Origin of the sequence: uncultured Psychroserpens sp., assembly GCF_947494225.1 — a bacterium.
In the GTDB taxonomy this organism is placed as follows: Bacteria; Bacteroidota; Bacteroidia; order Flavobacteriales; family Flavobacteriaceae; genus Psychroserpens.
Window position 1 is genome coordinate 287,608 of the sequence record NZ_CANLUG010000005.1, and the last position, 20,764, is coordinate 308,371.

Here is a 20,764-nt window from a genome sequence, read left to right on the forward strand (position 1 = left end):
ACGTTAAATTGAACATTATGAAAACCTATTTGAAATTCGCATTGCATCTTACATCACTATTGATGTTGTTTGGTTGTTTTGGACAAAATTCGTCACAAATTTACAATCAAAAAAAGAAGGCCTTCACTGCAGATGTTTTAAGACAGAAATGGAGCGAACCAGATAAGATTAAAAGTATGATTGAGCCCATAATTGTTATGAATTATGGTAGGACTCAAAACTTGGGGTCTTCCAAATTAGGAGGTACTCCAGATTTACCCTCAACTATAGAATGGCCAAAATTTGAAGGGCATTCTATGGTGTTTTATGGGCAACTTAACCTAAGTGATATTGCCAATTTACATCAAGACAGTTTGCTGCCCAAAACAGGTATCTTGTACTTTTTTAGTTACTTCCCTGCTCCCGAAAGTGAATTTGGAGCAGCATATGATTTTATAAAAGATAAGGCCGAATATAAAGTCATTTATGTTGAAAATGTAGCGGCTTTGGAACCAACCAAATTTCCAAAAGACCTTACTGCCGATTATCATTTTAAACAGCGATCGCTAAATTTTGAATTAAAATTTCAACTGCCTCCAACCATAGAATGTTCAGCATATGATGCTGCTAATTTAGGCACGAAAGATGCCGATATTTATGACCAACTTCTAACTAACAATGATCATTGTGAAGAAAGTACGGTTTTAGGAACACCATGCCCTATACAATACGGTGTAGATTTTGATTGGGCCTATTCGTATTTGGACATTACCGACTTTAGTGACCCCAAACAAAAAGAAAGCATAGACAAATTAAGACCTGAATTTATCAATCTATTCTCTTTTCCTATGTACGATATCTTTGAAAAGATTGGGTATTCAAATTGTTATTTTGGGATTACTAAAGAAGACTTAAAAAACAAAAACTTTAAAAAGGCTGTTTTTGTAATGCAGGATACTTAAAATCAATTTCTTATTGCTAATTCGAAAAAATAAACGAACTTCGTTTTTCTTCTGAAAATGAAGCCTTCATCTAATGTCGTCATATAAAACCTTAAATTTCATCTCAATTGAATGCGTCACGAAAATACTGTAGGAGCCTGCATGCTCAAATAAGTCTGGGTACAACATCAGATGACAGATTCATGCATAAAGGTTATGTCGCTTCATTTGCTCAAAAAAAAGACTTAGTGCTTACCGAAAAATTGGACGGACAAAATAATTGTTTTAATAAACGAGGTGTTTTTGCAAGATCGCATGCCGCTCCAACCCAGCATCCTTGGGACAAACCAATGCGTGAGCGTTGGAACCTTATAAAAAATGATCTCAACGATCTGGAAATTTTTGGTGAGAATATGTACGGTATTCATTCTATTGCTTATGAGCAACTCGAATCCTATTTCTACGTGTTTGCCGTAAGAGAAGGTGACAATTGGTTGTCTTGGGAAGAAGTGAAATTTTATGCCGAAATGCTAGATTTTCCAGTTGTCCCCGAAATCAAAATAACAACACCTCTAAAAGATCTCTTTGACCCAAATGCTGATGAAAATATTGTTCTTGAAAACTGGTTGAAGGTCAATTTAGGCATGTCATGGGAAGACAGTGTTGAAACTTCAGGGATGCTAGCAGGTTATGATCCAAAAACAAACACACCCTGTTCTGAAGGTTTCGTAATTAGAAATAGAGACACTTTTAAAACGAATAATGGTGATTTGCCTGTAGAAAATAACGAATTTGACAATCTATTTAAACTCGTTCGTGCATCACATGTTAAGACGGATGTACATTGGACAAAAACATGGAAACCAGCCAAGCTCATTAACTATGAAAAGTACAAATGGTATGGCTACGATTTTTTACATAAGTCATGATCTGGAAATTCCCACATTACGAAATAGACAAACCAATTGATTGGGATTTAATCGAATTATCATACGATTGGTTTAGAGACATGAAAGGTGTTGAACAAGACAAAGAATGGCATGCCGAAGGTGATGTGTTTACGCATACAAAAATGGTTGTTGAATCTTTGATCTCTTTGCCAGAGTACAAGATTCTTACAGAGCAAGAAAAGCATATTCTTTTTACTAGTGCTTTGCTTCATGATGTTGAAAAAAGGTCTACTACCACTACCGAAAAAATTGATGGAAAACTAAGAGTTGTCTCTCCTAGACATGCTAAAAAAGGAGAGTTCACTACACGTACAATTTTGTACAAAGATATTCCTACACCATTTTTTATAAGAGAACATATAGCAAAACTTGTTAGGCTTCATGGTCTACCCCTTTGGGCAATTCAAAAACCTAATCCCAATAAAGAAGTTATATATGCCAGTTTGGTTGTAAATACAAAACTGCTTTCTCTTTTAGCAAAAGCCGATATTTTGGGAAGAATTTGTTTAGACCAAGACGAAATTCTTCTAAGAATAGAATTGTTTAATGAGCTTTGTAGAGACAATAAATGCTTTGGGAATCAACGCAATTTCCCATCTAATTATGGGCGTTATATCTATTTCAATAAACTTGAAAGCTCACCAGATTATGTGCCTTTCAATGATTTAAAGTTTGACGTTTATATTATGTGTGCACTGCCTGGAAGTGGTAAAGACACTTATGTAAATAAAAACTTAAATCTCCCTATTCTTTCGTTGGATAATATAAGGAGAGAACATAAAATTAATCCAACAGATAAAAAGAAAAATGGACAAATCATACAACTCGGAAAAGAAAAGGCAAAAGAATTTATGAGAGCTAAAACATCTTTTGTTTTTAACGCTACTAATATCACTTCTGATATGAGAAGTAAATGGATTTCATTATTTATGGATTATGGAGGTAGAGTAAAAATAATCTACATTGAAGTGCCTTATAAACAACTGCTATCACAAAATCACAACAGAGCACATAAAGTCCCAGAAAAGGTTATTGAATCAATGATAACTAAACTAGAAATCCCTACACCAAAAGAAGCTCATGACGTTATGTATATAATAGATTAAAATTAAGGTGTCGAATTAGAAACCTGCAATACTTTTCCATTATAGTACTTATTTCCTGAAAGCGCAAAATCTTGTATATATTCGGCCATTTCCAAAGCTGTCGTTGGTGCTTGATAGTCTGGAAATGCCTCTTTTAACATTTCTGTTTGTACAGCCCCTAAAGCTAACACATTAAATTGCGGTCCACTTTCTTTATATTCTTCGGCCAGCAATTCGGTTAAGGTAATAACTGCTCCTTTGCTAGAACTATAAGCCGCTAGACCAGGAAACTTCATACTTCCTTGAATACCTCCCATGCTGCTAATGGTTACAACATGCCCATCATTCTTCATATATGGCAGCACAGTTCTTGTCATTTCTGAAACTCCAAATACATTCGTTTCATATACTTTAGAGAAATCTTTAAATGTGGTTTGAGCAAATGGTTTATTAAGTAACATACCAGCATTATTAATTAAAATATCTACCTGTTTAAACTCGTTAATTATAAATTGCTCAACTTTTTGATAATCCCCTTCTTCGCATAAATCAAAAGCAAACGACGAGATATTATCGAAATGTAAATTATTTACAGGCTGTGCATTTCTTGATAATGCCAATACATTATGACCTTGATTCGCAAACAAATGCACGAGTTCAAAGCCAATACCTCTGCTGGTTCCTGTAATGATAATATTTTTACTCATCGGTTAATGCTACTTCTTTTGTTGGTGCATTCATCATGCCCTCTAAAGCAGGAATCATTTTATTGATAAAATTTGCCATGTGCTCATAATTCATTTTATCGGCCTCATCATCTACATGATGGTAATAATTAAAATTGGTGAAATCAAACGTAGAAATAGCATGTGCAGGTATATTCAACTCTCTGAAAAACGGAAAATTATCCGATCTCATAAATAAGTTAAAATCTTTGGCTTTAGGAAAAAAACCAACAATCTCTTCTCCTGCATATTTATTTAGAGTTGGGGCAAAATTAGAGCGATTGAAACCACTCATATATGACATAGATTTACCATCCGCTCTTGGTACGCCAATCATTTCAAAGTTTATCATAGTATAAGCATTAATACCCTTTTTCTTAAGTTCTTTTGCTAAATGCGCAGACCCTTTTAAACCCTTTTCCTCAGCATCGTACAATGTTATTAAAATACTACGTTTATTAGATTTAGATTTCGAAAAATAACGACCAAACTCCATTGCGGCAATTGTTCCAGACGCGTCATCATTAGCTCCATTAGCGATGCTATCGCCATTAACGGCTTTTCCATAACCTATATGGTCATAGTGTCCTCCAAGAATAACAAACTCATTTTTTAATTTTTCATCATTTCCTTCTATCATTCCAATGACATTGTATCCTGTAAGATCCCCAAGCTGAAACGAATCACGATACGTTTCAAAATATGGTTTTATGCCATTCTTCTTAAAGAAATTCTCAATAAAAACAGCAGCTTTCTCAATCCCTTCACTTCCTGTTTCTCTACCTCCTAATTCATCAGAAGCTAGGTATTCCATACTTGTTTTAACATCGTTTGCAGTGATTGTTATCTTTTCAGGCTCAGAAGATGAAACATCTTTACTTTTCTTTTTCGCACTACACGAAACAATAAACAGGCATAATACGAAAGAAACTATAATCTTATTCATTTGATATGTTTTAAGTAAGGTTTAAAGATAAAAAAAACCTGATTCAAAAAAATGAAACAGGCTGTAATATTATGAAATGTTAGTTTAATATTAAACTAGCATAGTTATTGGATTTTCTATATAGCCTTTTAACGTTTGAAGAAACTGCGCTCCGGTCGCACCGTCTACTGTTCTATGATCACAGGCCATTGTTAATTTCATTGTGTTCCCAGCAACTACTTGTCCATTTTTAACTACTGGTTTTGACACAATAGCACCTACAGATAAAATAGCAGAATTAGGCTGATTGATAATAGACGTAAAACTTTCAATACCAAACATTCCTAAGTTCGAAATGGTAAACGTACTACCTTCCATCTCATCTAAGGTTAATTTTTTATTTCTTGCTCGACCTGCATAATCTTTTACAGCAGCTCCAATTTGTGGAAGGCTTTGCTCATTCGCAAAACGAACTACAGGCACTACAAGTCCGTCTGGAACGGCAACAGCAACACCAATATGTACATGATTATTTAACTGCATTCTATCATCAAACCACTGCGAATTAACTTGAGGGTGCTGTTTTAAAGCTAAAGCACAGGCTTTAACGATCATATCATTATAGGATATTTTAGTATCTGGTAAAGAATTATATTGTTCTCTAAACGCAATCGCGTTTTCCATATCAAATTCTACGTTCAAATAGTAATGAGGTGCGCTAAATTTAGATTTAGCCAGATTTTTAGCAATAGCCTTACGCATATTAGAATTAGGAACCTCATCAAAATCTTCCTGACCAGTTGGTACAAATTTGCCAACCGAAGCACCTTGCGTTGCTGGCGTAAAATTCTCTATATCACGTTTAACGATTCTTCCATTTTCACCAGTACCACTAATTTGTGATAAATTAAAGCCTTTTTCTTCAGCCATTTTCTTAGCCAAAGGTGACGCAAACACTCTTCCGTTTGGTGTGTTAGTCTTTGAAACAGTTGCTTTTTCCTTTTTTGGTTCTGCCTTGGGAGTTTCCATGGCTTTAGTTTCCTTTTTAGGAGCTTCTGTTTGTTTTACTTCGGAAGTTGGGCTTTCGGCCTTATAATTTTTGGCAATTCCAGAAACTTCAGTCCCGGCAGGACCAATAATTGCAAGAAGTGCATCTACTTTTGCAGACTCACCTTCTTCTAATCCGATATGTAATAAGGTACCAGACTGAAACGATTCGAATTCCATTGTTGCCTTATCCGTTTCTATTTCAGCAAGAATATCTCCTTCTTCAACTTCTTCTCCAACTTTCTTCAACCATGTAGATACTGTACCTTCTTCCATAGTATCACTTAAACGTGGCATCGGAACAACGGTTACACCTTCTGGTATGTCTTGAGCTTCTGATACTTCTTCTTTCTCTTCTGGCAATTCTGTTACTTCGGCTTTCGCTTCAGGTTCTGATGTTTCAGAAGTACTTCCATTTAACAATCCTGAAATATCTTCTCCTTCATCTCCAATAATCGCTAATAGTGTATCTACTTTAGCGGTTTCTCCTTCTTGGATACCAATATGAAGTAAGGTTCCTTCATTGAAGGATTCAAATTCCATAGTTGCTTTATCGGTTTCTATTTCGGCTAAAATATCACCTTCTTCAACTTTATCCCCTACTTTTTTGAGCCAAGCAGCGACCGTCCCTTCTTCCATGGTATCGCTCAAACGAGGCATATTAATTACTTCTGCCATAGCTTATAATTTGTGTTGTATAAATGGGTAATCGTTTTGCTCATATACAGCATCGTACATAACGTTCTTTTCAGGATATGGTGACTCTTCGGCAAACTTTTCACATTCTTTCACTAAATCTTTAACACGTTTATCAATAGCTTTTATATCATCTTCGGTTGCGTATTTCTCTTCTAAAATAATATCCTTTACTTGCGTAATAGGGTCTATTTTTTTGTATTCCTCTACTTCCTCTTTCGTTCTATAGTGCTGTGCATCTGACATAGAATGACCTCTGTATCGGTAAGTTTTTACTTCTAAAAATGTTGGTCCACCTCCCGATCTTGCTCTTGAAATAGCTTCATCAAAGGCCTCTGCTACTTTTATTGGATTCATTCCATCTACAGGACCGCAAGGCATTTCATAACCCAAGCCTAATTTCCATATATCTGTATGATTTGCAGTACGCTCTACAGATGTCCCCATGGCATAACCATTGTTTTCACAAACAAATACAACAGGTAAATTCCATAACATCGCTAAATTAAATGTTTCGTGAAGAGAACCTTGTCTCGCTGCTCCATCACCAAAACAACAAATAGTGACTGCATCAACATCGTGGTATTTATCACCAAACGCAATTCCGGCACCTAAAGGAATTTGTCCTCCAACAATACCATGACCTCCATAAAATCTGTGTTCTTTAGAAAAAATATGCATAGACCCTCCAAGACCATTTGAGGTCCCTGTTGCTTTACCATAGAGTTCTGCCATAACGCGTTTAGGATCAACTCCCATTCCAATTGGTTGTACGTGATTTCTATACGCTGTAATCATTTTGTCTTTAGTCAAATCCATAGCATGCAAGGCTCCTGCCAATACAGCTTCTTGACCATTATATAAGTGAAGAAATCCTCTTACTTTTTGTTGAATATATACTGCAGCAAGTTTGTCTTCAAACTTTCTCCAGAACAACATATCTTCATACCATTTGAGGTAAACCTCTTTTGTTATTTTTTGCATTTAGTTCAGTATTGATATCAAAAATAATACTTCAGATAAATTATCTCAAGTGTTCGCTATGACATTCCAATGTTAAATTGAAATAAGCGAATAACAAAAGTAACACTTTAGTTAGTAATGAAAAAACCGAAAATCGTAAAATTTATTACGAAAACGTTATAGGAAACTTCTATCGAATCCCAGTGGTAACAAATTAGCTAGTGATGTTGATTTTACAATCTTTCCTGTTTCACCCATGAAGTAGATTTCAATTGGGGAGTCTTGTTTCACTTCGTACTCTGCAATGGCTTGCCTACAAGCTCCACATGGAGGAATAGGAGACATTGTTTTTTGTATTTTTGAGCCTGCAGTTAATGCCATTTTCACAATTTTGGCTTTTGGGAATTGAGCTCCTGCGTAATAAATAGCAGTGCGCTCAGCACATAAACCTGAAGGATAAGATGCATTCTCTTGATTATTCCCTGTAATTATCTCTCCATTGTCTAAAAGAATAGCTGCGCCTACCAAAAATTTTGAATACGGCGCATAGGCCTTAAGTCTAGCCTCTGACGCTTTATTCATTAAACCAACTACATCTTCTGGAAGCTCATCAAAACTTTCAAAAACTGTCAACGTAGATTCTATTTTTACTTCTTTCATTACAAACAGTATTAGACAAAAAAACTATTGCTTTTTGAGAAACAATAGTTTTAAATTTGAATTATATCATCGACTAATATTCGTCATATGTTCCATCTCCAAAATTAAACGTTAGAGAAAAACGTAGTGTATTCTCTAGTGGACTCTGTACTTTCGACGCCGAGAACAAATATGATAAATCAATATTTATGGTTGTATATTTAAATCCTGCACCTAATGCAAAGAATTTTCTTGCTCCTTTTTCGTCACTTTCGTTAAAGTAACCTGCTCTAAAGGCAAAGGACTCTTGGTACAAGTATTCTGCACCTAACGCCCAAGTAAACTCCTTTAATTCTTCACTAAACCCTCCTGGTGCATCTCCAAAAGATTGAAGAGCTCCAGACAAGAAACTTACATCATTTGTTTGACCTCCAGTAATAATTGTTGGTTCGCTTTCATCTATATCTGGTGTTGAAGCATCGTCAGATGTTTGTTCGCCATCACCATTAGTATCTACAAATCCAAATAAAGGAGGTGTTGGAACCAAAAGTTTAGTTATTTCTGCTGTTACACCTAATTTATTGTATTCATCAAAAATAAAATCAAACCCAGCACCAAGTCTCATATTTGTTGGAAGAAAGTTCTCTCTTCCTCCATCGTCATATTTAATTTTCGGACCTAAGTTTTGAATAGCAAAACCAAAACGTGTTCTACCGTTAAAGCTATTATATGCTTCTTCTTCACTTTGGTAGAATCCTGAAATATCTACACCAAAAGAACCTGCAGCACTTGCATTTGCGTCTACAGCTTGAATTCTTAAGTCTGAACGCAGATAACGTAATGCTACAGCCATAGAAAATTGATCTGCAAGTCGTAGTGTAAATGATGCATCAACAGTAAATTCGTTTGGCTTCTCTATTAATGGTTCAGAAAATTCATCTGGACGAATTTCTATTTCACCTAAACCGAAATATTTAAAACTAAAACCAAACGCACTTCTATCATCTATTCTATTAAAATATGTTAGATAAGCAATTGAAATGTCATTAACTAGCTTACTAAGGTAAGGTGTATAACTCACTGCAATTCCTGATTTTGCTTCAGAAAACGCGTACTTGGCGGCATTCCATTGCTGAGAATAAGCATCTACCGAGGTTGCTACTCCAATATCTCCCATACCAGCTGAACGCGCATCTGGCGCAATTAGCATAAAGGGTACACCAGTTGTAATTACTGTAGACTGGTTTGGAAATGTAATGGTTTCTTGGGCATTTGAAATGTTAAACACCGACAATGTAATAAGGGCTAAAATGTATTTTTTCATCTGTAAATTCATGTTCATATCAAGGCATTTCTACATTGAATATATTAGGCAAATATAAATCTTTATTATAGTATGACAAGTTTTTCGATTTTTTCAACTTGTTTATTTAAACGATTAGATCTCACTTTTAGTTTATAAATATAGACTCCTTTTCCTATTTTGTCACCAAAATCGTCTCTACCGTCCCAAACAATATCTTTAGAAAGAGAGCTCGTTACCTTGCTTCCTCCTGCGGTTTGACCATTTAAAGTCCTTACCAATTTTCCCGACACTGTAAATATCTGTACTGAAACGTCTAAAACGTCCGAACTATTGTGATTAAACCAAAATTCGGTGTAATCAATAAATGGATTAGGGTAATTTAAAACATTACTAATCACGAGTTCTTCGTCTTTATCACGAACAACAAACTCTATTTCGGCAGTAGATGAATTATTATAAACATCCCATGCTTTTAACGAAAGCGTATGTAATCCTGGCTCTAAATCTCTAAATGGGTAACTTAATTGCCCACGTTGGAAATCATCAATATCAGCCTGATAATAATCATTAAGTACAAATGGGTTGGTTTCATCACCATCTATAATAGCTATAATATCATGCCCAATACCGCTAGCTGTATTAATTCCATTGTCATCTTGAAGTTTAGCAAGTAGTGTTGGTTGCTCATTAGTTATACCTCCTGAGACAAAGTTTTCATCATTCATAAAGAGGTTAATAACTGGTCCGACGTTATCTTCAGTTGCATTTTCATTTATACCACCAATATCAAAGTCGAAGTTATAGCCAGACTTATCATCCAAGATATTATCCTGTTTAGAATAAAAACTTACTTTTCCAGGACCAACAGGAATACCAATATCTCTAGGCACGACAAACTCAAAATCAAATCGACCTTCTGTGACAGTTGCTTGGCCTTTAAAAACCGTTTCGCCAAGGGTTTTGAAATCTAGGACAATAACTTGACCATTATCTGTTGTTCCATCATTAGCTAAGGTTTGTCTATCGATTTCTTTATCAAAAACTGTTGCTGTTAAAACACCATTGTAATTTGATAAAAAATTCCCAGATGTGTCATAAACTTCTCCAGACATTTTTACACGATCTAATGCTTTCAAAGGTTCGTTAAATTGATCTAAAGGCGTATCGTTAATTTGTGTTAATCGAACTTCTGGTCTTGCAAAAGCTAACTTCATAGCAGGGTCGCCAATATAAAACACCAATGTTTTTTGTGGATTCCCAGATAAAGCTGGATCATTTTTTGTTAGTCTTAAAGCCTCAGCCATTGTTGGATAATCGTTTGATCCATAACTAAATAAGTATTGTTCTAGAATAACATTATATCCTACTCCTGCTGTAACAAAAATTTGTCTGGTGGTTGTAATTAATCCTATGGCTCCACCATCTTTATTCCAATAGGTAAATTCACCAGCAGTAAATCGTTGAGGGTTATCAAATTTAGTATACTCGCAAGTTACAGTAACAAAAAGATTGAACTTACACACATTTCTAATATCCTGGGCGTCAACTTTTGTAAAGATGCGCTCTCCAGCCAACCCGTCTTCTCCACCATGTCCAAAATAATTGACCACTAATGCTCCAACCTCTAAAGCGTCCTTGATTGCCTTATTCACTTCTGGATAACGCTCTCCACTTGCTGTTGCTTCTTGCTGAAACGCATCTGTATGTATTTTCACAACATTTATAAAAGGTTTCTCTTGAACGACTTCATCTCCAATTTCGTCTGTGGTATTCTGTAAAATTTTCTCCCAAGACAAGTTAACATCGTCAGATATTGTAATAAAGTTATTTCTCCAACTTCCAAAAGCTTCTTCTCCATAATAACCTTCTACCTTGTCTACTAACTCCTTGGCGCGTTGAGGTGTATCTGCCAACATTCTACCAACGGCAATATCCAATCGGTCAGAATCGTTCATATCGCCTTCATTTTCATCCATCATACCATAAAAATCGTCGGAAATAAAGGAGGAGGTTAAACTGAAACTCTGATACGAGCTCCAAATAGGTATAATATTTGTGTTATTTGAGATTCTATTCTTAGGATCGTACGATGCATCTCCAAATAGGCACAAATACTTTAATCGTCGACTTGGACTACTCGCATTATCATAGACATACTTCACCATATTTCGAATGGCTGCTATATCTTGATTTCCTGAACTAAACTCATTAAAAATAGCTTCAAGCTCAACGACTTTTACATTGAGGTTATATTGTTCTCTATTGATTTGTGCTAAACGTTCGGCTTGGGTAACATAGCCTCCTCTAGCAACAATAATATAATCTATATCTTGAAATTCGCCTTGAGCATTCTGAAAAATGGTTCCTTTAATGTTTTGATTATTTACCGTTGTATTTGCATCTCTTAGTGGGTCGAAGTAATCCAAATTTGTAAGCGTTACATATCTTTTATTTGAACCAGCTACATCTTTAAAAATTAAATTCTGACTTTGATCCGTATTAATAATGGCTTGAACATTATATTTGTCAGTGATATCCCAAACCTCCTGAACATTACTCGCATTATCCAAAGTATACTGTGCAATTCCTGGATTCAACGCAACTTCATTATTTTTAAAAATAAGTTGAGTCCCGTCAAAAGTTAATCCTCTTGTTGCTTCAATTGAAATATAATCTAAGTACCCCAATGCTGCAGGGTTTCCATTATTATTGAAAATCAAATCTATGACTACATCCTCAGACGTTAAATTTATATTACTTTGAAAAGTATTACCTGAAGCTAGTACTGGATTATCTATTACGCTAAAACCTAAAGTACTTACTAAATTTCCATTCAAAACAATTTGCATATTAGAAGCAATAGGACCTTCACTAACGCCAGCAGCCAATACTCTAACTTTAGCAGGCTCTGTTGTAATTAGGTTAGGAAATGAAAAGTTAAAGGTTCTCTCGTTTTCGACGTCAAAACGTTCTCCAAACCAACGACGTCCAATTTTCGCAATATTGGCTTCATCTTCTTCATGAAACTGGTAATCCTGAAATGTATTCACTTCAATAGTAGCATCACCTTCAGGCTGATTTAAAGTTTGAATTCGCTTTCCTGCCCCGCCATCTGTATTAATAAAATAATAAGATTTATCTGTGAACAAATTGATGTTCGTATCACTGTCTTCACTATATTCTCTTGGACCTTCAGCGTAAAATAAAATATAGTCATCATTATTAAACACACCATCTTCTTCTCCAATAAATCGAACTGCGTTTTCGGTAAGATCTAATGGATAAAAATCACTATTTAAAGCGGGCAACATGGCACCACCATTACCATAAACTTTAATAGTCCTGGGATCAACATTAGTATTAACACCTATAGAATTTAAAAACCCTTTTGTTAATCTAAAAACACCAGATTTATCAACATAAAATTTATGCCATGTCCCAGAACTCAAAACAGAATTAGTAATTTCTTGATTAGTTAAACCTGATCTATTCAAGTTACCATATTGATAATTTACTGTAAACGACATTACTTTTTTATAAACACCTCTATCCTTTATAATTGGAGAAACCTCCAAATAAGCAGACACTTGATCTCTATCAATGGCATTTTTTAGAGACACCTTCATGCTAGTCGGTATTGTAGAAAGCGCTAATCCTTTAAGTTCGGATTCACTTATGTTCTGATAAGTAACCTGACTTAATGTTACTGAATTTTCATTTATATATGATGTTTCTTCCCATTGCGCATAGAACGTAAGTCCTTCTTCCCGTAGGAAACTAAAGTGCTTTTTATCAAAACTTGGGACTTCAATGCTTGAAGTTCCAGTTTCTAAACGTATTGGTTCACTCCAAGCAACATCAAACTGCTTTTGCTGAGAATACCCAAAAAACGAAGCCACTATTAATGGAAATAGTAAATATTTTTTCATAGTCAAATAACGTCTATAAACCCTCTATAGTATAGAGTCTCAATTTTTTATTCAAAATTACAACAATAATTGATTTATTCAACCGTTATTAAAGACAAAATACATCGATAAACTGACCAAAAATCCGTTATTGTGTATAAAAAAGAGGATGAAATGCAACTTTTTTTGCAGGATTTTCGTAAAAAATGTTGTTAGTTTACCTTTAATTACTATATTGCGTCTCTAAAAATTAAATTAGCTTACTTAAAAAGTATGGATATGAAAAACGTCTTAAATCTAAGGATACTATTAGCCCTAGTAATATCTTTAACAATTGTTAGCTGTAGCAGAAACTCATCTAATAATTCATCTAGAGCTACAGGATGGAAAATCAACGATAAAAATGGTGGTTTTCAATACAATGACAAATTCCAAGAGCAAGAAACTGGTCCAGGACTGGTTTTTATAGAAGGTGGTACGTTTACCATGGGAAAAGTTCAAGATGATGTTATGCACGATTGGAATAATTCTCCAAATCAGCAACACGTTCAATCATTTTACATGGATGAAACTGAAGTTACGAACAAGATGTATACAGAATATCTTGATTGGATAAAAAGAACATACCCACCAGAAGAAGAAAATTATAGATTAATATATGAAGGAGCACTTCCAGACACCCTAGTATGGAGAAATCGTTTGGGTTATGCCGAAACAATGACAGAGTACTACTTACGTCACCCTGCATATGGTGAGTACCCTGTTGTAGGTGTTAGTTGGATTCAAGCAGTTGAATTTGCCAGCTGGAGAACAGATAGAGTTGCTGAAATGGATTTACAAAATGCTGGATATCTAGAAAGAGATTCTCATTTAACGTCATCTGCAGATAGCAACTTTAACGTAGACACCTATATTAACGCTCCAACTAAAACATATGGCGGAAATGATTCTATTATTAATCCTGAAAAATCTAGACGTCGTGTGCAAACTACAGCAGCTGGAGATACGATTAATGTGTATGCAAGAAGAGAATCAGGTATCTTCTCTCCTGACTACAGACTTCCAACTGAAGCAGAATGGGAATATGCTGCACTTGGTTTAAGTGAATTAAGAAGTTATAATGTTTATAGAGGTCGTAAAAAATATCCTTGGGATGGACAATATACACGTTCTGGTAGAAGAAAAACTAGAGGTGACCAATTGGCCAACTTCAAACAAGGAAAAGGTGATTATGGTGGAATTGCAGGATGGTCTGATGATGGTGCCGATATTACCGCACAAGTAATGTCTTATGAGCCTAATGATTATGGTTTATATGATATGGCTGGAAACGTTGCCGAATGGGTAGCTGATGTTTACAGACCAATTGTAGATGATGAATTCAACGATTTTAACTACACCAGAGGTAATGTTTATTATAAGAATGCTATAAACGAAGATGGTACTGTAAAAGTTATCACTCCTGATGAAATTGTATATGATACATTAAGTAATGGTAGAATAGTTGCAAGAAACCTTCCTGGTGAAATTGCATTAGTACCAGTTGATGAAAACGAAACGTATTTAAGAACAAATTTTGATAAGAGTGACAACAGAAACTTTAGAGATGGTGATGTAAGGTCTTCACGTCAATACGCAGATAACTTTGAAGAAGAAGGTGAAGAAGCAGACGTAAATAATACACGTAAAATGTACAACTCACCAAAGCATAATGTTGAAAGAGATTCTTTAGGAGCTATTATCAAAGAGTATGATACTTCTAATGACAGGACTTCATTAATTAATGATGAAGTGCGAGTTTACAAAGGAGGTTCTTGGAGAGACAGAGCTTACTGGATTGATCCTGCTCAGCGTAGATACTTCCCTCAGGATATGGCTACAGACTACATTGGATTTAGATGTGCTATGTCTAGAGTTGGTTCTAAATCTCAAGGAAAGAAGAAAAGAAACTAAATAATTTTAGATTATAAAAAGGAAAGTCCTAATCGTAACGATTAGGACTTTTTTTATTACATTTATTTTATGACAATAGACCTCATTTACAAGCACTTTTTAAAGTGTAAAACTGTAAGTACAGATACCAGAAAAATAACTGACAAGTGTATGTTCTTTGCCCTAAAAGGTGAAAATTTCAATGGTAACGCTTTTGCTAAAAAAGCCATCGAAAATGGTGCTTCATATGTTGTTATCGATGAAAAAGAATTTCAATTAAATGACCAATATATCTTAGTAGACGATGTTTTAAAAACATTACAAGATTTAGCTACACTCCACAGGAAAACACTAAATATTCCTATTATTGCTCTTACCGGAAGTAACGGAAAAACGACTACTAAAGAGCTTATTAATAGTGTGCTTTCAAAAAAGTACCACACCAACGCTACCGTCGGTAATTTAAACAATCATATTGGGGTTCCATTAACGTTGTTGTCCATGACAAACACAACTGAAATAGGTATTGTAGAAATGGGAGCTAATCATCAAAAAGAGATTGAGTTCCTAACAAGTATAGCATTACCTGATTACGGGCTAATAACAAACTTTGGAAAAGCACATCTTGAGGGGTTTGGCGGTATTGAAGGTGTTATTAAAGGAAAATCTGAATTATATGCTCATTTAAAAACTCATCACAAAATCATATTTGTTAATCTAAATGATGCATTACAAGTTAAACAAGCTGGCAGTTATGAAAAACTAATCTCGTTTGGATTAGAAACCAAATTAGAGACATCTCAGCCGTATGTCAATTTAAAATTTAACAACCATATAATTAAAACACACCTTACAGGAGCTTATAATTATAACAATGTGTGCATTGCTATTGCAATAGGGCAATATTTTAAAGTTTCAGAAGAATCCATTGTATCAGCTATAGAAGGCTATATACCTAACAATAATAGATCTCAAATTATTAAAAAAAATGCACATCACATCATATTAGATGCCTATAATGCAAATCCGAGCAGTATGCAAGCTGCTCTAAAAAACTTTGACCAGCTTAATGGTAGTAACAAAGTGGCCATTTTAGGAGATATGTTCGAATTAGGTAGAGATGCCAAACTTGAACATCAGGCAATTGCTGATTTTGCAAATCAACTCGATTTGAAACATGTAATTTTAGTTGGTGAAAATTTCTATAATGTGGATTCAAAATCCAGGAATGCCTCATATTTCAAATCTTTTGAGGCCTTAAAAAATGCTTTTGAAACATTTCAATTTAACAACCATATGTTTTTAATAAAAGGATCTAGAGGAATGGCGTTGGAGCGTGTGCTAGATTTATTGTGATTGCCAACATTGAACGTTAAAGTATAGCGCATAAAAAAATCCACACAATTGTGTGGATTTTTTTTGTTGTGGGCGCGAAGGGATTCGAACCCCTGACCCCTTGGGTGTAAACCAAGTGCTCTGAACCAACTGAGCTACGCGCCCTAAATATTGGACTGCAAATATAGTCTAGATTTTTAATTACCAAAAGGTTTTTTGAAAAAAAATTAAATAATTTTTTTAAGAGATTAATTACCAAAAAAATAGCATTGATATTATGGTTCTAATTTATTTTGATATTTTTAAGTTTTATAAAATTATACTTTGAAATACATCTCATTTATTGACCAATTAGGCATCGATATTAATCAATTAGCAGATATTGACGCTAACGGTATTATTAAGCTTCAAAAACAGCTCAAAGCTAAGGCTATGCTGGGTGACGCTAATAATTTGGGAGAAGTTGCCAATTTAATCGAAAAGTTAAAAGATGAGACCACCAGACGGCATCATATTTTTGTAGAAAAGCATGTTTGGTTAAAACAGCTCATTTCTGGTGATTATAAATCTATTAAGCAAGGGGAAGTTACTATTGATAATTCACAAATAGAGGACCTCGAAGATTTAAAATATTTTCTTGCTCCATTTCTTAAAGAGAATTTAAAGGTGTTCTTATCAGAATCATTGAGTAAAGGCAAATATGTACTGATATTAAAAGTTCTTATTCAAAATCGGCTTTTTTCAGAAGAGAACAATCAATTGGTTATTAATTTCTTTAAAGCCAGACTTAATTATGCTACAGTGTATTTAAGAGAAAACCGATTAAAAGGAAAGGAATACCCAATAGCCTTTATTACTAACAAGGTCTTTATAAATTGTCTTAATGAGTATCCAAATTGTTTTAACGACGACATACAAGAGCTCAATTCTGAAGTTATTGATGTTTATAATTCAAAACGTAAAAATATAGATAATAAAGAGTTTAGATTTGCGGCTAAGGCGATGGTAGCCTTTTCTATACTTGACACTTCTAATGTTTTTCTAGAAGAAACCTTAAGATCGAATGCAAGTATTGCTAGAGAATATACTTACCCTTCTAGATCGAGTAGAAAAACGGGGTCTGGATATGGAGCTTGGACTGTTTTTGTTATTATAATGATTGTGCTAAGAATTATCTTTTGGGCCGCAAAAAGCAACAATAGCACTCCAAATTTCAGTAATTTTCCATCTTCAAACGGAGGCATTAACTGGATGGGAGATCTTGGTAAAAATAACATTATTGAATTAAACAATATTCGGTCGGTCTATCCAAAACTAAGTGAAAGTAAGCCTGTTGTCCCTATAAGTCATAACTTATATGATAATCCATACCATCCTAAGTTTCACAAATTTTATCCCCCTAAATCCAAGTCGGATATTTCAAAATTTGACACTTACGTTACCAACAAAACTGGGAAAGACCTCATTATGTTTATGCTTTATAAAAACAATGACAAATCTGTTTACATTCCAGATGGAGAACAAGCTCCACTGCAAATAAGTGCTAAAGACACCATTATATTCTATTCTGGTAATGACTTTGTGAGCTTTTCAAAATCGTCTCGATTTTTCAAAAAAGAAGCACACATGAGCTCACTCTATATCATTGATAGTATCAGCTTCACAAAAGAGCATTTCATAGATGTTTACCCAGCAAGGACACGAGAAATTCCGGCAGGAACAGCAACGATTAAGCAAAAAATGGACTCTATAGTTTTAAAGAATGTATTTTATAAAAATATTGGACTAAATGCGGCACGAAACAAAGCATTTATTGATGCGATGCGCTCTAACTAAGACCGGTTCGGCTATCATCTTTAAAGTTCTTCTGTTTTTCCTTTTCATTGTCTGGTAATAACGCAGATAAGCCGTAAACAATATAGCGTAACGATTTATAATCTTGTTTTTCCATGGCCTGATCTCCCTGTTTAAATAAACGATCTGCTTTTCTTTGATTAGAAAAATTCTCACAAAATTTTAGGTTCAAGAAATAAGAAATAAAGTTCTCATCGCTAGACTGGATTATAGAATCATACAACTCATCCAACTCCTTAATCTTTGAACGAATTAGATACTTATTACCAGAGTTAACTACTTCGCGTTCATTTTTAATGATACGTTTATATTTGTCCTGGAAACGTTCATTCTCTTCCTTATTTAAATGATATTCCAAACTTAATTTTGTGTCACTATACTCTTCAATTTCTCTGGCAATCACTTTATTACGTGTTAAATCATCAAAGTCTTGAATTAACTTTCGTTTCTTATCATCCAGCTGAAATTTAGCATCCGAGACATCATTGTTATCTATAAGGGAAGCCGCTATTTGGGTTTCTATAAGCCCTACTCTAATGGTTTCTAATTGTTGAGAATATTCAAAATTCTCTTCTGAGTTATTTGATTTTATAAGATCTTCTACATCACCTAAAACCGTATTAATTTCCATATTAATCTTACTAATACTAATGGCGCGTTCTGATTCGCTAAAGACATTTTTAAACTCTTGATCACAAGATTGTAAAAAGATATTAATTTTTAAATCACGAGATTCTGTAACTTCAATTTCAATTTCGATATCTGTTCCTTTTATTAAATCTTCATTAAGATCTTTTCCTGAAAGCTCGATATAGCCAATACTTAGTCCAGAACTTGGCAAACCTTTAGACTTTCCTTCAATAATATTGATAATCAAATTTGATTTTGATTGTTGCAATATCGTTTTTGAAGCGGTCTTGTATATTTTTTTCTTTAGGGGCAAAATACTTCCTTTGGCAAAAACCTTTTCAAGTCGTGTGGCAGATGCATCTAAGTCATCAACTTCCATACAAATATCGTTAGGTAATGGCTGCCCTTGAACATTATAGCTGCCCTGATTTATAGAAACAGAATCCAACGTTTTAACGACATCTAACGCCTCGTTTAATAACTGAATTTTAAATTGATTTAGTCGTCCTTCTAACAGTGGTACAAACTCAGAAAACCCTCTGTCTTCTAAAGTTTTTACGCCTGAATCATAACCTCCATCTTTTCTCATAATTCTGAAACTATTAACCGCTTTAGAATTAATTTTTCCGGAAAGAAGTTCTTCTAAATCCCTTGTGTTTTGCTCATAGAACAATTTAACATCAAGTAACTCTTTACCAGAATCTTCCTTTTCTTCTTTACCATCAACCTCATTTAAAATGGATGCTGGTTTGGAACCAGCATAATAGGCAGCACCATGAACAACAGCCGATGTTGGATCAATACTAGAATTAACTTCAACCCCAATAGCCTCGGCTATACGCTTTTTAATCAAAGGCACATAAGTACTTCCTCCAATTAAAATGACACGATCTATTTGAGAGTTAAGTAATTGATTATTTTTTATAACATCCTGGATAAACACAATTGTCTGCTCAACTTTTGGCGAAATCAACCCTTCAAATTGCTCGCGTTTAATACTAAATTGTTCATAAAAATTGGTGTTATTGATATCAATATCTAATTCTATTTCGGTTTCCTCATAATGAGAAAGCTCTTTTTTCGCTTCTTCTGCGATTTTTAGAAGTTCAAAGTAAAGCCCTTTAAACTGACTTTCTTTTGACTTCAAATCTTTCCATAGATTCGTTAACTTAAGTTTTTCTTCAATGAACGGAACAATTAAGTGCTCAACTATGAGGTTATCAAAATCTGCTCCTCCTAGATAATTATCACCTAAATTGTCGGTAACTTTAAGTTCTCTATCATTCACCTCAACCAGAGCGACATCGAAGGTTCCTCCTCCAAAATCATAAACTATCCAATTTTGCTTTTCATCAACTTCAATATGAGATGTATTTGCAAAAGCCAAACATGCAGCGATAGGTTCTTGCAACAAAACAACCTCCTTAAAACCAGCCATATAACCAGCTTTTTTTGTGGCATTAGATTGTATGGTATCGAAAGAAGCCGGAATTGTAATAACGACTGACCCCAAAGATTCTTCATCGTTAACAAAGTTTTTTAGTTCTTTTAGGATAAGTGAAGACAACTCTATTGGAGACATTTCTTTATCGATAGATGGCACAAAATAAGTGTCTTGTGTTCCCATTTTTCGTTTGAAGAGCATACAAATATTTTCAGCATCTTTTTCTAAATAGTCAAGTGCCTTATCACCAATAACGGTTCTATTTCCGCGAAAAGCGATACAAGATGGCAGTGTTTGTTTTAATCCTAACGGATTATTATAAATTTTGATATTACCATCATCATATTTCGCAATGAGGCTATTAGTTGTACCTAAATCTATAGCAAAGTTTATGGTTTTCATTTG

Annotated in this window: 14 protein-coding genes and 1 tRNA gene; 6 read left to right on the forward strand and 9 right to left on the reverse strand. The window is 34.4% G+C overall.

Going from position 1 to position 20,764, the window contains the following annotated elements; translation table 11 throughout:
• The first annotated feature begins 17 nt into the window (after window positions 1-17).
• The 3 genes from Q0893_RS13490 to Q0893_RS13500 all read left to right on the forward strand — a co-directional run bounded on the left by Q0893_RS13490 (window position 18) and on the right by Q0893_RS13500 (window position 2,976).
• Window positions 18-941 (forward strand): YwqG family protein, encoded by a 924-nt coding sequence (locus Q0893_RS13490; RefSeq protein ID WP_299276492.1) that lies wholly within the window; start codon window positions 18-20, stop codon window positions 939-941.
• 107 nt (window positions 942-1,048) lie between these two features.
• Window positions 1,049-1,849: an RNA ligase family protein gene (locus Q0893_RS13495; protein ID WP_299276495.1), complete on the forward strand. Its 801-nt coding sequence runs from the start codon at window positions 1,049-1,051 to the stop codon at window positions 1,847-1,849.
• Window positions 1,846-2,976, forward strand: a complete 1,131-nt coding sequence (locus Q0893_RS13500; protein ID WP_299276500.1) for an AAA family ATPase — start codon at window positions 1,846-1,848, stop codon at window positions 2,974-2,976. The genes Q0893_RS13495 and Q0893_RS13500 overlap by 4 nt, the downstream gene beginning before the upstream one ends.
• 2 nt (window positions 2,977-2,978) lie before the next feature.
• On the opposite strand, the gene Q0893_RS13505 is transcribed toward Q0893_RS13500, so the two are convergent.
• The 7 genes from Q0893_RS13505 to porU form a co-directional block, all read right to left on the reverse strand.
• Window positions 2,979-3,662 carry an SDR family oxidoreductase gene (locus tag Q0893_RS13505; protein ID WP_298903122.1) on the reverse strand — a complete coding sequence of 228 codons (684 nt, stop codon included), beginning with the start codon at window positions 3,660-3,662 and terminating at the stop codon, window positions 2,979-2,981.
• The gene (locus Q0893_RS13510) at window positions 3,655-4,626 is read right to left on the reverse strand and encodes a M28 family peptidase (protein ID WP_298903121.1); all 972 of its coding nucleotides are present in this window, start codon (window positions 4,624-4,626) and stop codon (window positions 3,655-3,657) included. Before Q0893_RS13510 ends, Q0893_RS13505 begins: the two co-directional genes overlap by 8 nt.
• A 90-nt stretch (window positions 4,627-4,716) precedes the next feature.
• Entirely contained in the window at window positions 4,717-6,330 is a 1,614-nt protein-coding gene (locus tag Q0893_RS13515; RefSeq protein WP_299276504.1) for a pyruvate dehydrogenase complex dihydrolipoamide acetyltransferase, read from the reverse strand.
• 3 nt (window positions 6,331-6,333) lie between these two features.
• The gene (gene pdhA, locus Q0893_RS13520) at window positions 6,334-7,332 is read right to left on the reverse strand and encodes a pyruvate dehydrogenase (acetyl-transferring) E1 component subunit alpha (RefSeq protein WP_298903119.1); all 999 of its coding nucleotides are present in this window, start codon (window positions 7,330-7,332) and stop codon (window positions 6,334-6,336) included.
• Window positions 7,333-7,488: 156 nt separating this feature from the next.
• On the reverse strand, window positions 7,489-7,971 hold the full coding sequence (cdd, locus tag Q0893_RS13525; RefSeq protein WP_298903117.1) for a cytidine deaminase: 483 nt from the start codon (window positions 7,969-7,971) through the stop codon (window positions 7,489-7,491).
• 73 nt (window positions 7,972-8,044) lie between these two features.
• Window positions 8,045-9,274, reverse strand: coding sequence for a type IX secretion system outer membrane channel protein PorV (porV, locus tag Q0893_RS13530; RefSeq protein ID WP_298903116.1), 1,230 nt, complete (start codon window positions 9,272-9,274; stop codon window positions 8,045-8,047).
• Between the two features lie 65 nt (window positions 9,275-9,339).
• Complete coding sequence (porU, locus tag Q0893_RS13535; RefSeq protein WP_299276511.1) at window positions 9,340-13,185, reverse strand: type IX secretion system sortase PorU; 3,846 nt, start codon at window positions 13,183-13,185, stop codon at window positions 9,340-9,342.
• A 252-nt stretch (window positions 13,186-13,437) separates the two neighbouring features.
• Between porU and gldJ the strand changes: the two genes are divergently transcribed.
• Window positions 13,438-15,117: a gliding motility lipoprotein GldJ gene (gene gldJ / locus Q0893_RS13540; protein WP_298903114.1), complete on the forward strand. Its 1,680-nt coding sequence runs from the start codon at window positions 13,438-13,440 to the stop codon at window positions 15,115-15,117.
• A 69-nt stretch (window positions 15,118-15,186) separates the two neighbouring features.
• Window positions 15,187-16,452 (forward strand): UDP-N-acetylmuramoyl-tripeptide--D-alanyl-D-alanine ligase, encoded by a 1,266-nt coding sequence (murF, locus tag Q0893_RS13545; protein WP_299276515.1) that lies wholly within the window; start codon window positions 15,187-15,189, stop codon window positions 16,450-16,452.
• A 69-nt stretch (window positions 16,453-16,521) separates the two neighbouring features.
• Here the strand turns inward: murF and Q0893_RS13550 are convergent.
• Window positions 16,522-16,596, reverse strand: a tRNA-Val gene (locus Q0893_RS13550).
• 159 nt (window positions 16,597-16,755) lie between these two features.
• On the opposite strand from Q0893_RS13550, the gene Q0893_RS13555 reads away from it, so the two are divergent.
• Window positions 16,756-18,267, forward strand: coding sequence for a hypothetical protein (locus tag Q0893_RS13555; RefSeq protein WP_299276519.1), 1,512 nt, complete (start codon window positions 16,756-16,758; stop codon window positions 18,265-18,267).
• Here the strand turns inward: Q0893_RS13555 and Q0893_RS13560 are convergent.
• Window positions 18,260-20,761: an Hsp70 family protein gene (locus Q0893_RS13560; protein WP_298903110.1), complete on the reverse strand. Its 2,502-nt coding sequence runs from the start codon at window positions 20,759-20,761 to the stop codon at window positions 18,260-18,262. The two genes, Q0893_RS13555 and Q0893_RS13560, sit on opposite strands and share 8 nt — an antisense overlap.
• Between the last annotated feature and the right edge of the window lie 3 nt (window positions 20,762-20,764).